The following is a 13,310-nucleotide window of genomic DNA, read 5'->3' as shown; positions in this document are numbered from 1 at the left end:
ATCAGCCAGTAACAATCCTACAGATGGTAAGCGTTTTAGCTTATCTTTTAAGGTTTCACCTGGATATTGCTCTTTAAAGTTCACAAAATCTTTTTCGCCTAGAGAAAAGTACACATGCACATCGTGCACATCAGATAATTGGGTTAAGGCTTCCACATCCTGAGGTGATACCAGGCTACCCTGTTTTTTTAACAGGCGGCCAATGTAACCGCTAACAGGCGCTTTTATTAAAGTGTAACCTACGTTGATCTGCGCTGTTGATACATTTGCCCTTGCCGATTCTATATTAGCTTTAGCCACCTGGTAGGCAGATTTTGCGGTTTTAAGCTGATAATCTGATACCACCTTGTTAGCTACTAAGGGGGTTAATTTATCAACCTCTAATTGTGCGTTACCTGCTGCAGCTTCTGCTGCATGAAGGCTTGCCAGCGCGTTATTAAGAGCGGCGCGGTATGGCTGATCATTTATTTTGAATATGGGTTGTCCGGCTTTTACAAAAGCGCCTTCGTCAACAAATACTTTGTCTAAGGCGCCGCTAACCTGCGGGCGTACTTCCACGTTAACAGTACCCTCTATACTTGCAGGATAATCCTGGTAAGTAGTTTGCGAACCGGTGCCAACTGTTGCAACGGGTAAGGCGGGTGGGGGTGGTGCCTGAGCTGTCTGGGTTTTAGGCCCGCAGCTGAATAGTGATATAGCGATAATCGCAATCAGGATAATTTTCATGATGGTTAATTTTGATGAGTTTGATAATGCAGCACGAATGCTGTTTAGATATATGGTTGAGTCTGTTGTATTCATTATAGTATTCTTTTATTCGTAGGCAATGCGGTTAAGTTTGCTTGCAATCTCTATGGATTACAGAATTTAATGTTGTAAATATATTTAACAGTGTTAAGTGAATTGTTGTAAGGGTGTGATTGCTTCATGATATTTAAATTGAGATGAGTTGTAATGTTAAATTAAAAGTATAACGATGTTAATTTATTTAACACTGTTAACTTATAGGACAAAAAATTTACGGCGTTATAGACCGTATAATACTGGTGATGGCATCGCGCAGCACCTGCCGGTTAATGTCGTCGGTGTTACCTTTATTAACCAGGTTGATGGAAACCAAACCATGTACAACCGACCAAAACGTATAGTACTTTGTGCAAATAATCTCTGAATCCATATCCTCTATCCTCATCAATTCACCAATTGATTCGGTAATGATATCCCAAGGCAATTCAGATTCAGGAAGTTTATTAACCAGTTCGCAGCAGTTTGTACTTACACCAAACATGCCCTGGTATAAAACCTTGTTAGCAAAGGCAAAGTTCCAGTAAGTTAGCCACATAGCTTCCAGCTGTTCGGCCGGCGATGTATGCTTATCTTTGGCTTTCTGCAATTCCTTTGCCAGCATTAAAAAGCCTTTGCGGCTTAATTCTAATAATATAGCCTCTTTGTTGGCAAAGTACTCGTATATAATAGGGGCGGTGTATTCAATTACGTCCGCTATTTTGCGCATACTTAAGGCCTGCCATCCGTCTTCTTTAACGATCTGTAAAGCGGCATCAAGGATGTTAGCCCTTGTTTCCTCTTTCAATCGTAGTATTCTGTCTTTACTGGCCATTATATATACCTATTAATTTATTTAACAGTGTTAAGCAAATATACAAGTGTTAATTGTACACCGTTTCATTTGATTGTCATTTACTTAAACTTTTTCTAATTCGGGTGTGGTGTTTATTGATGCAGTGCAATTGTAGCTTTCATGAAAGTTTATAAGTTTTAACATCACATCTATAGCTATCTCGTAGTTTTTGGCACCTACTTCTTTTTTATACATGGTTTCCAGCTCGGTAACCTGATTTTTTAGATATTGGTAAAATTTAGTGCCTTCTTCAGTAAGGTGCAGCATTACAACACGGGCGTCATCGGGGCTTTTATCACTACGCACCATATTAAGTGATTCCAACTCTTTAATGATCTTGCTGGTTGCCTGTTTAGATACGTTTAGCTTTGCAGCCAGGGCATTATTAGATATCCCCGCAGTACCAATGCTCATAAAAAGGGGCAGGTGGGCGCTATTGAAACCCGGGTGATGAACAACACACAGCTTTTTGCTGCTCCATTCGTCAATAAACCTTTTTAACAGGTAGATGAGCTTAGGTGCAACCCTTTTTGAATCTTCAGATATTGAGCAGTAATCTCCCATAATTCTATAATACTAAACACTTAAAGGTCAACTTGGTTTACGAATATAACGATTAAAAATCAAATTTAACCATAGCCCTAACACCCCATTCCGGCGCACCGGGATTTTCCAGGTAGGTGAAGCGCTTAACCAGGTCTACTCTTAGTAACTTAAATATATTACCCACACCTACGCTGCCTTCCATATAAGGTTTGGCGCTAAGCGCATGAGTGCCACCGCTGGTGCCGTTGCTGCCCGGGAAACGTAATAATGAATTATCGTTAGCCGGGTTGTTTTCGCTGCGTACACCTCCCCAAAGACTTTTAAAGTCGATGATCTCGCGCAGCTTCAGTTTCTTTAGCAAGGGAACGCGGTTAAATAAAAAGCCGTTAAAATTATGATCGATGGCGATGCTTGCATAATGGTCGCTCACAAACTCCTGGAAATTCATCAGGTTGTAAGAATACAACTGGAACGCATAAGTTTGGTTGGCATGGTGAATATCCAACAATGGGAACGGCACTTTGCCAAACAGGTAGCTGCCTTCGGTACTTACATCAGTAAAGCCCAGTTGCGACAGGTAGAAACGTTTAGTAATGTTTGCAGTAACGTTCTGATAGTTGTAATCGCCGCCTAACAGGCCTTTAACACCTTGCTGATAGTTTAGTGTAAATACCGGGTAACGGTCAGGTATTGGTGTACGGTAAATTTTGCCCTGGTAGAATTTTTCATGTGGTGCCCAGCGGATCTGTGCCGAAAGCTCGGTAGTGTTGATGCGGTCAACATCATTGATCACCCCGTTTGGCAGCAAGTTACGGAACTGTAACGAGCCTGCAGGTGTTTGTCCCCATTTTTTAAACCCTAACGCGTACGACAGGTGGTTACTAAATTCATGCACATAGTCTAACCTCAATATGTCGTTATATAGCCAAACGTCGTTGTCGCCGCGTTTAAAGGATAGCAGGAAGTTGCTTTCCTGTACAAACTGCAGCTCCTGGCCCGGTATTTTGGTATCGTGCTGAAAGCTTGCCCGTACATAATTTTGCGGGAAGGAGTAGATAGATTTATTATTCAATGAATAGGTACTGCTGAAAAAGTATTTGAACTTGTCATCGCGGGTACCATAGGCACCGTAGGTTTCAAAGTAGTAACGCTTGCTCAGCTCGGGCGTGGTGCGGCCACCAATCCTCGGGCGAAAGCCTTCTACCGGGTTAAAACTGTAAAAGGTATTTGCAGGGCCAACCTCAAACTTGCCGTAGTTTTTGTACCCGGCCAGTACCAGGGTGGCAATATCAATTGTCTTTTTAAAGGATGGGATAGTTTGCAGGCTATCTACATTTTTATAAATGCGTGCAGCATCGGCATCCAGGCTATCCGGGCGGCTTTGCATCCAGTACAGGTCGCTCTTGGCATCAGAGTTTGATGCGAAAACCTGTGCAGGGCCATCGTAAATCTCTTTACTGTGGGGCTTATTTATCTCAAAATTGTTAATGGTAACCAAACGCTCGCCAAATACGCCGCCGCCTTTATTTTTGTTGATCCCGAATTCTATCTTCAGGTCGCTTTGGCTCAGGTGATACTTGCCATCATTGTTCTTTTCGTATGACAGCGTTGCCTGCATCTGGCGCACAAAGTTAAGGTTGATGTTTTTGTTAACTGTCAACTCCGCGTTTTGTACGGCAAAATTGCCATCCATCGTAACATACATGCGGCCTTCAAAAAGCAAACCGTTGGTGTTGCGCGGTGTAAAGCTCAGTTCTATCAAATTAGGCTGCTGATCTTTAAGGGTATCTGTTATAAAGAATTTATAGTAATCAGGCGAGTGGTCTGCAATAGGGCTCAGTAACTGATTGCTTAATAACGATACGTTGTTATCGTAGATGTTGATATCCTGGTACATGCGGTTAAAGTACGTTTTAAGGCCTTCGTTATCTACAAAGTTGGCATCGTATTTAACTTGTTTGTTGGCCTCAATAACCTGCTTTTTAGCGTAAGGGGCTTTACGATAATAATTGTCCGACAGCTTTTCTTCCAGGTACATCGGCAGCAGGGTTTTACCACCAATGGCGGTAGAATCCTGCTCTTTAAACATAAACTGGTAGTTTTTAAAGATCCGTTTGTTTTTGAATTTATCGCTCAGGTTACTTAACGAGAAGATCATCCGCTCGTATTGTTTATACTGCGCGTAGTCGTAACTCTCTAACTGGTTTTGCTTTTTGTGCGCTATTACCTGGCGGATGAGCTCGACAGCGGGATTATTTTTATTGGTGTATTTTTTCTTTTTGTTAGATCGTACCACTACCTCATTTAGCGTGTGGTTGTCTTCTACCAGGTTGATGTTAATTACCTGGTCTTTACCCGGCTCAATATCCTTAACAATTGTTTTGTAACCAATAAACGCCACCTTGATCTGTTTATAGTTGCCATTGTTCACCAGGCTGTATTCGCCCCTGGTGTTAGTGCTCATGCCCACAGATGTACCCGCAAAAGATACGGTGACAAAGGGCATAACTTCGTGGCGTTTAATATCGGTAACAACGCCCTTAATAACGGGGCTTTGTGCCAGGGCGGTAAAAGGCAGTAGGAGTAAGAGTATAATGCTTTTCTTAAAAAGCGTGGTAAGCGGTTTCATTGTAATAATTATTGTGTGAGATTTAGAAACAAGGTTGATTTAGTTGATGGCAAGGCGTTTCTGCCATATGTTTTTTTGTAAGCGGCTTTACCAGTTGCTGTATAGCCTTTACAGATGTTACTGCAAAACTGCGAACGCTCAGCGTCAGAAATTCCATATCGATGTTAGGCCCTAAAAAGTTTTGCTTCAAACCTTCACCCACCATATCAACCACAGTTTTAAACAGGTGTGGCTGAGCAGTAGTGCTGCTGGTTACAGGCTGTGTAGTGCCTGTAAAAGTGGTTTGTGTTGCAATAAATTTTGGTGTGCTATCAGCAGCTACTCCGTTTGAGAAGGTAGTTGTTGTTGCGGGCTGAGATAGGTAGGTATTTTCCATTTCGTTTTAGATAACGATACAAATGTAAACTGAGTTGACGATATTAGTCAACTAAATTTACTATTTTCAAGTTTTGTGACAATTAAATGAGATACAGAGGTGCAAAAAATATTTGTGTGACATTTGCACGTTAAACCTTTTCATTTATAGCTGATATTGTGTGATTTAGACACAGTGTATTTCTTACACCCAACCAGGGTGTATTTTATTGTTTAAAAGCCGTAATCCGGTTATAATAACGTTATAAAAAGCTATAAACTTTAATGAGAAGACGAGCCGGAAATTAAAATCTTTTAAATTATTTTAATTTTTTTCAGAGGATTTGGCTAAGAAGACTTTAACCCTCGGTCATTTCGAATGAGCGATAGCGAGGCGATATCTTGATAGGATTAAAAAACGGCGCAAGCAAAGTGGAGAGCTTTATTTATTTATCAAGATTTCTCACTGCCGTAAGGGGGTCTCTACAGTTTATACTTAACCCAACTATTACCTATGTCATTTCGAACGAGCGATAGCGAGGAGAAATCCTGATAGGATTGCAATGCGATCATGCAGAGTAGCGTATTTAATAGCGGCCTGTCAGATCCTTACATTGAATGATACATAAGGGTACCAGCCTTCGGTAGAATGGCCGGCCAGTACCTGGAAAATCAGCAAGCCGGCAGGGGAGAAATACAGGCCACCGCCAACACCGCTGTGCCATTTGTCAGAGGCATCTTTTTCGCTCCAAACCCGGCCGGCATCGTAAAAGCCGGTGAGGCCCAGCTCGCCGGGTAAAATGTAACTGCTTACATTGAATAACTTGGCACGTGCCTGCAGGTTATTGTAAATCATGTGCTTGCCGGCAAAGCGGTTTTGCAGGTAACCCAGCAGGTTGCCGTTACCACCCAAAAACATCGACTGATAAAACGCAGGTTTGCCAATGCTAATGCCGCCGCCTATCCTGTCCGACAATACAACCGATCCGTTTGAAGTTATCTTTTGGTAAAAGGTGATCTCGGGCCGCAGTTGTGCGTACGATTTAGAGTAACCGTTTAAGCCGTTGTAACCTTCTAAAAGTACGTTAAGATAATAACCGCCTTTTGGTAGCATAGCACCACCGGTACGCTGGTTGCTGTTAAAGTTCACTGTTAACCCCAGGTGCGCTTTGTCTTTGTTAACGATTAAACTATCGTATGAGCCAATTTGTGATACGTAGCTGATCAGCCTGCCCTTATTGTCGTCCGCATTTAAATGGTAAAACTGAAAAGACGGACCTGCGCTTATGGAGCTGTTTTTGCCGGTATGCCAGCGCAGTGCGGCATCAAAATCATAAGTATCAAAACGGGTGCGGTAAAAGCGCTTGTAATTTTCCTGGCTTTTATTGATAGGCGTGTTGTTACCCAGGCCAAAAAAGTTGGTCGTGTTATCCGGTGCGCGCGCGTAGGCATTCAAAAGCAGGTCGGCTTTGCCTACTGCCTGTATAAACTCTCCGTTATAACGTATCCTGAAAGCCTCTGTAGCAAATGCATGGGTAACCATAAGTTGCTGTGTACTGGTATAAGGCAACTTGCGGAAACCATCCCGCTTGGTATACTTAAGGCCCAGGCCTATAAGTAAGCCGTCATCTAAATTTAAACCGCCGGTAGCAATAGGCTCTAAAAGGTTATACGGGTTAGTTTGGACAAATTTAGTGTTTATCGTATCGGCCGAAATGTGGGTGTGCATCTTATCCTTACTGCCATTAAATGTAGCCTCCTTGGTATCATAGATCCGCACGGGGCTTTTCGCTGCCTGGATGTCGTAATTGGTTTTGCCATCTCCTCCAATTACCCGCAAATCGATAGCCGATGTTGGGGCGTTAACCACAATACGGTCGTCGCCACCGCCGGTGTACAGCCTTACCTCGCGCGTGTACTTAGGTTGATAAGTTACAAAAAAGGTAGTATCGCCCAGCTTGCCGTTTTTCATTTTATTAAATACCACCTGCAAGCCGCCTTCAGGGGCATCGGTCACAGTTACCTGCTCATCCTTTTTTGTAGCGCGGACGTCCACAATACGGTAAAGGAATTTATACAGCTCATCCATCTTTACCGGTAATTCGTCGCGGCGTTTTTTCAGGATATTAAGCAGTTCTATATGTCTCAGATTATAGATCTCCGGTGGCATAAGTTTTAGCCCAGCCTCTAAAACATCATCCGTTTCTGCAGCGACAAAATCGTTGGTTACCTTCATCCAACGCTCATGAGTCATCTGCGCATCGGGGAAAGGGTTGATGAATTTAGTTTTAATGTACCAGTACTTAACCGGCCCGATATCTTCCCTAAAATCGCCCAGAATCGGCGCAACAGATGGCGATGCCGCTACGTTAGGTATTAGTCCTTCGGTTACGTGAAAGGCCTGGTCGCGGTCCCGCGGAACGGCAACATAAAATTTCCCGTCACCCTGTTTTTTATCAGCCCAGCGCCATTGGTCTTCATGGCGGTCCCAGTCGCCTATCAGCAGGTCCAGCAGGCGCGCGCGCATAAACTCGTCCCCATCAAAACGGTTGTCATTATCCTTTGAAAGTTTTTCAAGCGTTTTAATAGTATTGTCCGATTCGCCTATTGGTTCGCGGTCTTCTATCAGGCAAACCTTATTTAAAAAGGTAGCCCTGTATTTGCCCAGCGCTTTATCATCCGCCACAACGCCTATGAAAGGATGCGCATGTGGTATGTTGGCAGCTTTAGCCATTGGCGGTACAGCCAATGCCGAAAACGGGTGCTGGCTGCTAAGAGCATCGCGTACCCAATCTAAAGCAAAGGTGTTTTTTAAACCCTCCGGCAATACCTGGTCGGGCGTTTTTTCAACGGTACGCAGTTGGTATTCCTTGCCGTTCTTGTCAACAAGGCGCACAGATTTCGTTTGCTCGCCGCCGCCTGCCTGGGTAATAGTTAAGCCGCCGTAGATCTCTGAAATGTGAATCACCGGCAGCTTAACCGGGATTGACCACTCCTTACGATAGTTTTTTCCAAAAAATGCAGTATGTATAAAGCCGTTCCGGTTGTACTTAGGGTGTACCTTTACAGTAACGCTATCACGGAATACAGGTTTAAGCGGCGTATCATTTTGTGCCTGCGCAGGGCATGCTGCGGCTGTTAATAATAGCAGTAGGGGCAAATATTTAAACATTGTGCTGGGTTTAAGCAAACATAGGTATTAAAGCGTTTTCTTGCTTTATAGCAGTTGAAAAAAATATATGGCCTTAAAAGTTTGTTTACGCAGATGTAACGGTATGTAGCCTGTTTTTTATAAATTAACGGCATGAAAAATTTACGCTTTTTATTCATCGCGATAGGTATGTTTTTGGCATCGGGCCAGGGTTTTGCGCAGCAGGCTAAACAGTTGCCCCGGCTGTTGTTGAGGTTAGATGATATTGGCATGAACCATTCGGTAAATATGGCGGCGTTGCAGGTAGCCAAAATCGGAATGCCATTTTCGGCATCGGTGCAATTTGCCACCCCATGGTATCAGGAAGCGGTAGAGATACTTAAAAAGTGCCCGCAGGTAAGTGTAGGCGTACATTTAACCCTTACATCTGAGTGGAAGAACTACCGTTGGGGCCCTGTTACCGGCCGCACTGCAGTACCCAGCCTGGTAGATACCGTAGGTTATTTCCGCCAGTCGACAGGTGCATTTGCCAAAGGCGGCTATAAAATGGATGAAGTGGAAAGCGAGCTATCCGCACAGATTGAGCGTGCGCTCAGGTCGGGGTTGAAGATCACCTACATCGACCCGCATATGGGGGTTGCGTTATCCAGCCCGGAAATGCGCGCCATGACCGAGCGCCTTGCCCGCAAATATAAGCTGGCCATATCTACACTGAGCGAAGTGACCTATTATAAAGAAACCTACCTCGAGATGTGGGGCGAACCGGTGGCTACCAAAAAGTCGGCGTTTTTAAAATATGTATCATCAGGTTTAAGTGCTGCCCGCCCTAACCTGGTAGTGATACATGTTGCGCAAATGGGGCCGGAAATGGATGCTTTGTTTGATATGAATGCCAGTGAAATGAATACCAAAGAGGGCAAGCCGCTTACGAGCCTTCACCGCCAAACTGAATTGAACATGCTGTTCTCGCCCGAGTTTCGCGCTATGGCAGGCAAAAAGTTCCGTCTGATCAATTACGAGGAATTGCTGAAGGGGCAGGATATCAGTATTTTGAGACCGTCGGATAACAAGTAGGGATAAGGCCGCATATAGATAACCAACTTTTAGTTTTGTGAAATGATTGTTGGTAGCATGTTTGAATTGTGTAACTTTGTATATGGCAACTACAGAAACACTGGAAGATTTTTACAAGCAGAAGTTTAACTGGCTACCCGAAAACCTGGGGCAGGAGATTGGCCACTTCAATGTTTTCAGGCTGGAGGATTGTTATGCTCCAAATGCCAAACCTATCGTTTATGCCCGCCGGGATTTTTACAAAGTGAGCCTGGTAAGGGGCAAAAATGTTATTCACTATGCTGATAAAAGTATCGAGATAGAGGGCAGCACGCTGGTGTTCTTTAATCCTTTGGTCCCTTACACTTTTGAACATACCGACAGCATGCGCTCAGGGTCTTTTTGTATCTTCAAGGAATCGTTTTTTTCGGCGATGCTGCGCAGCAATATTCATGAGATGCCTATGTTTATGCCGGGAGGTAGCCCTGTATATGCGCTTAACGATCAGCAGGATAAGTACGTTGCCGACTTGTTCGATAAAATGCTGGACGAGATAAAATCCGAGTATCGTTTTAAGTATGACCTGCTGCGCAATTACGTTACCGAGCTTATGCACTACGCATTAAAAATTCAGCCGCAGGAAACCCTGTACCAGCACCCGGATGCCAACTCCCGCATTACCGCCATATTTACAGAGTTGCTGGAAAGGCAGTTCCCGATAGAAACACCGTCGCAAAGGTTTAGCCTGCGTTCGGCAAAAGATTTTGCCGATCAGCTATCCGTACACGTAAACCACTTGAACCGGGCCATTCGCCAAACTACCGGCAAAACCACTACCACCCATATTTTTGATCGCCTTACCAGCGAAGCCAAGGCCTTGCTTAAACACACCAACTGGAACGTATCAGAGATCAGCTACAGCTTAGGCTTTGAAGAACCCGCCCATTTCAACAACTTTTTCAAGAAACATACCAGTACAACGCCGTCTTCTTATCGAATTGTTTGAATTTTGTAACAATTGGTTTGAATGATATAAACGCTTAGGGTTAATGCCGTATTACTTTTGTTAAAAAAACAGCAGTAATATGGAAAGCAAAAAAACATGGTTTGTAACAGGTGCTTCTAAAGGTTTTGGGTTAAGCCTGGTTAAGCAACTGTTAGCAGCTAACCAAAATGTGGCAGCAACATCGCGCAACGTTACCGAGTTGATAAAGGCGGTAGGTTACATCGGCACCAACTTTTTACCTATAGAAGTTGAACTGGGTAATGAAGACAGTGTTGGCTGCGCGCTAAACCAAACCCACAACGCATTTAACCGCATAGATGTAGTGATCAACAATGCCGGCTACGGCATTGGCGGCAGCATTGAAGAACTTACCGATCAGGAAACCCGCGACAGCTTTGAAGTTAACGTTTTCGGCACGCTGAATGTGATCCGCATGGTGATGCCTTATATGCGTACCCAGCAGTCGGGCCACATTATCAACATTTCTTCAATAGCAGGTATTGCCCCTGCAACCGGCTGGGCGGTATATGCGGCTACCAAGTATTCGGTAATTGGCCTTACCGAGGTTTTGGCCGAAGATGTAAAGGAGTTCGGCGTAAAAGTCACCGTAGTAGCCCCAGGTGCATTTCGCACCAATTTCTTAACCCCCGATTCATTAACAATTGCCAAACACCCTATAGCAGCCTACGAAGATGTTCGGGCTTCGCATACACGCTACTTACAAATGGATGGGCAGCAGGCCGGCGATCCCGAAAAAGCTGCAAAAGCCATTATTGAAGTGGCCAACGAAGAAAACCCACCGCTGTACCTGTTGCTTGGTGGCGATGCCTATGACAGGGCCATGCTTAAGTTAGATAAGTTGGAAAAGGAATTCCGCCTTAACGAGGAGCTATCAAAATCAATGGCGTACAGCGCCTAATCAATTAATAATTAAAAGTAACACTATGAAAAACGAAAAAGTATGGTTTGTAACCGGCGCTTCGAAAGGGCTGGGACTTACCCTTGTAAAAGAATTATTAGCTAACGGCTACAAAGTGGCTGCAACTTCACGTAATATCAATGACCTTAACGCGGCCGTAGGCACATCAGAAGATTTCCTTCCGCTGGCAGTTAGCTTAACCGATGAAGGTAGCGTAACCGCTGCTATCAATCAAACCATTGAAAAATTTGGCCGTGTGGATGTGGTCATTAATAACGCCGGTTACGGAATGCTTGGCAGCCTGGAAGAATTGACCGATGCCGAAGCACGGGCTAACTTTGATGTAAATGTATTCGGCTCATTAAACATCATCCGCGCTGCGATGCCTTATTTGCGCGGTCAGGGATCAGGGCATATTTTTAATATTTCGTCGATAGGGGGTTTCACGGGCAATTACCCGGGCTTTGGCATCTATTGTGCTACCAAATTCGCAGTAGCAGGGTTTACCGAGTCGTTAGCTGCCGAGGCAAAGGATTTTGGAGTGAAGGCCACTGTTGTTTACCCAGGATATTTCCGCACCAGCTTTTTAGAACCCGATTCATTAAGCGTGCCTCAAAATGAAATTGAAGCTTATAAAACTGTACGGGATGTACAGGCCGCGCACCAAAATGACATCAATGGTAACCAGGCGGGCGACCCGGTTAAAGCAGCGCAGGTGATGATCAAGGTTGCAGAATCTGCCGATGCACCGGTGCACTTATTTTTGGGCGAGGATGCATACGGTTTGGCGCAGCAAAAAATGGACATCATCAGTCAGGACCTTGCCGGCTGGAAAGCCCTTGGCACATCAACCGGTTTTAATACAAGCGGGCAATAATCTGCCTAAATTTTAAAATGACAAACCCCCGATGATTATTGGGGTTTGTTACTATGTATATTTGAACAACAAACTCAAAAACAACAAAAATCTATGATTACTACAAAAGGATACGCGGCACAGGATGCCCAGACAGACCTTGCCCCTTGGGACTTTCAACGCCGCGAAGTTGGCCCGCACGATGTGCAATTTGATATTTTATTTTGTGGCGTTTGCCACTCCGATCTTCACCAGATCAAAAACGATTGGTTCCCCGGTATTTTCCCAATGGTGCCCGGTCACGAAATTGTTGGCCGCGTAGTAAAAGTGGGCGATCATGTAACCAAATTCAAAGTGGGTGACCTTGCCGGTACCGGTTGTATGGTTGACTCGTGCCAGGTGTGCGAAAATTGCAAGCAGGATCTGGAGCAGTATTGCCTGGAAGGTAATACCCAAACCTACAACGGTATGGAGCGCGACGGATCATCGCCAACTTACGGTGGTTACAGTAACACCATTGTAGTACGCGAGGAATTTGTACTGCACATTTCAGACAAACTTGACCTGGCTGCTACCGCGCCGTTGCTTTGCGCTGGTATTACTACTTACTCGCCTTTAAGGCACTGGAACGTGGGCAAAGGCCATAAACTTGCTGTTTTAGGCTTGGGCGGTTTAGGCCACATGGCCGTAAAATTCGGCGTTGCCTTTGGTGCCGAGGTTACCGTTTTAAGTACATCAGCCAGTAAAGAAGAGGATGCTAAAAAATTAGGTGCCCATCACTTCGTAGTAACTAAAGATGAAGAGCAGGTTAAAGCTGCAGCAGGATCGTTCGATTTTATATTGGATACCGTGTCTGCCGAGCACGACTTTAATATGTACCTGGGCTTGCTTAAAACAAACGGAACCATGATATGCGTTGGCGTACCATCTAAACCGGCAGAGGTTGCCGCGTTCAGCTTGTTGGGCGGCCGTAAAAGCCTTGCCGGATCTGGCATTGGTGGTATTAAAGAAACTCAGGAAATGCTTGATTTTTGTGCCGAAAACAATATCGTGTCTGATATCGAGATAATCGACATCAAAGACATTACCGCATCTTACGAGCGTATGCTGAAAGGTGATGTGCGTTATCGTTTTGTTATAGATATGGCTACTTTGTA

At 44.4% G+C, this 13,310-nt stretch carries 11 protein-coding genes; 5 read left to right on the top strand and 6 right to left on the bottom strand.

The genetic code is table 11. The annotated features are described in order from the left end of the window. From ACE5CV_RS01265 to ACE5CV_RS01240, 6 genes are all read right to left on the bottom strand, one after another. Positions 1 to 726, bottom strand: a 726-nt coding sequence (locus tag ACE5CV_RS01265) for an efflux RND transporter periplasmic adaptor subunit (RefSeq protein WP_374948335.1), incomplete at its 3' end; no start/stop codon positions are given. A 292-nt stretch (positions 727 to 1,018) separates the two neighbouring features. Further along, entirely contained in the window at positions 1,019 to 1,618 is a 600-nt protein-coding gene (locus ACE5CV_RS01260) for a TetR/AcrR family transcriptional regulator (protein ID WP_374948334.1), read from the bottom strand. 84 nt (positions 1,619 to 1,702) lie between these two features. Next, complete coding sequence (locus tag ACE5CV_RS01255) at positions 1,703 to 2,203, bottom strand: MarR family winged helix-turn-helix transcriptional regulator (RefSeq protein WP_374948333.1); 501 nt, start codon at positions 2,201 to 2,203, stop codon at positions 1,703 to 1,705. A 52-nt stretch (positions 2,204 to 2,255) separates the two neighbouring features. Beyond that, on the bottom strand, positions 2,256 to 4,814 hold the full coding sequence (locus ACE5CV_RS01250) for a DUF5686 family protein (protein ID WP_374948332.1): 2,559 nt from the start codon (positions 4,812 to 4,814) through the stop codon (positions 2,256 to 2,258). 22 nt (positions 4,815 to 4,836) lie between these two features. Then, a complete protein-coding gene (locus ACE5CV_RS01245) occupies positions 4,837 to 5,190 on the bottom strand; it encodes a hypothetical protein (protein ID WP_374948331.1) in 354 nt (117 codons plus the stop codon). A 579-nt stretch (positions 5,191 to 5,769) separates the two neighbouring features. Next, positions 5,770 to 8,340, bottom strand: coding sequence for a BamA/TamA family outer membrane protein (locus ACE5CV_RS01240; RefSeq protein WP_374948330.1), 2,571 nt, complete (start codon positions 8,338 to 8,340; stop codon positions 5,770 to 5,772). A gap of 132 nt (positions 8,341 to 8,472) precedes the next feature. Between ACE5CV_RS01240 and ACE5CV_RS01235 the strand changes: the two genes are divergently transcribed. From ACE5CV_RS01235 to ACE5CV_RS01215, 5 genes are all read left to right on the top strand, one after another. Then, a complete protein-coding gene (locus tag ACE5CV_RS01235; protein WP_374948329.1) occupies positions 8,473 to 9,393 on the top strand; it encodes a ChbG/HpnK family deacetylase in 921 nt (306 codons plus the stop codon). An 82-nt stretch (positions 9,394 to 9,475) separates the two neighbouring features. Next, the gene (locus tag ACE5CV_RS01230) at positions 9,476 to 10,378 is read left to right on the top strand and encodes a helix-turn-helix domain-containing protein (RefSeq protein WP_374948328.1); all 903 of its coding nucleotides are present in this window, start codon (positions 9,476 to 9,478) and stop codon (positions 10,376 to 10,378) included. A gap of 79 nt (positions 10,379 to 10,457) precedes the next feature. Then, the gene (locus tag ACE5CV_RS01225) at positions 10,458 to 11,297 is read left to right on the top strand and encodes an SDR family NAD(P)-dependent oxidoreductase (protein WP_374948327.1); all 840 of its coding nucleotides are present in this window, start codon (positions 10,458 to 10,460) and stop codon (positions 11,295 to 11,297) included. Positions 11,298 to 11,322: 25 nt separating this feature from the next. Then, complete coding sequence (locus ACE5CV_RS01220; RefSeq protein WP_374948326.1) at positions 11,323 to 12,174, top strand: SDR family NAD(P)-dependent oxidoreductase; 852 nt, start codon at positions 11,323 to 11,325, stop codon at positions 12,172 to 12,174. A gap of 93 nt (positions 12,175 to 12,267) precedes the next feature. Next, positions 12,268 to 13,310, top strand: a 1,043-nt coding sequence (locus ACE5CV_RS01215; protein ID WP_374948325.1) for an NAD(P)-dependent alcohol dehydrogenase, incomplete at its 3' end; no start/stop codon positions are given.

This window comes from Mucilaginibacter sp., assembly GCF_964263795.1.
GTDB lineage: Bacteria > Bacteroidota > Bacteroidia > Sphingobacteriales > Sphingobacteriaceae > Mucilaginibacter.
The sequence above is the reverse complement of the archived record's forward strand: the minus strand, read 5'-3'. Positions and strand labels throughout refer to the sequence as shown.

Excerpts from the sequence above, each read along its gene's own strand:
- ACE5CV_RS01220 (WP_374948326.1), top strand. The coding sequence starts at position 11,323 with ATGAAAAACGAAAAAGTATGGTTTGTAACCGGCGCTTCGAAAGGGCTG.
- ACE5CV_RS01260 (WP_374948334.1), bottom strand. The coding sequence starts at position 1,618 with ATGGCCAGTAAAGACAGAATACTACGATTGAAAGAGGAAACAAGGGCT.
- ACE5CV_RS01225 (WP_374948327.1), top strand. The coding sequence starts at position 10,458 with ATGGAAAGCAAAAAAACATGGTTTGTAACAGGTGCTTCTAAAGGTTTT.
- ACE5CV_RS01230 (WP_374948328.1), top strand. The coding sequence starts at position 9,476 with ATGGCAACTACAGAAACACTGGAAGATTTTTACAAGCAGAAGTTTAAC.
- ACE5CV_RS01255 (WP_374948333.1), bottom strand. The coding sequence starts at position 2,203 with ATGGGAGATTACTGCTCAATATCTGAAGATTCAAAAAGGGTTGCACCT.
- ACE5CV_RS01250 (WP_374948332.1), bottom strand. The coding sequence starts at position 4,814 with ATGAAACCGCTTACCACGCTTTTTAAGAAAAGCATTATACTCTTACTC.
- ACE5CV_RS01235 (WP_374948329.1), top strand. The coding sequence starts at position 8,473 with ATGAAAAATTTACGCTTTTTATTCATCGCGATAGGTATGTTTTTGGCA.
- ACE5CV_RS01240 (WP_374948330.1), bottom strand. The coding sequence starts at position 8,340 with ATGTTTAAATATTTGCCCCTACTGCTATTATTAACAGCCGCAGCATGC.
- ACE5CV_RS01245 (WP_374948331.1), bottom strand. The coding sequence starts at position 5,190 with ATGGAAAATACCTACCTATCTCAGCCCGCAACAACAACTACCTTCTCA.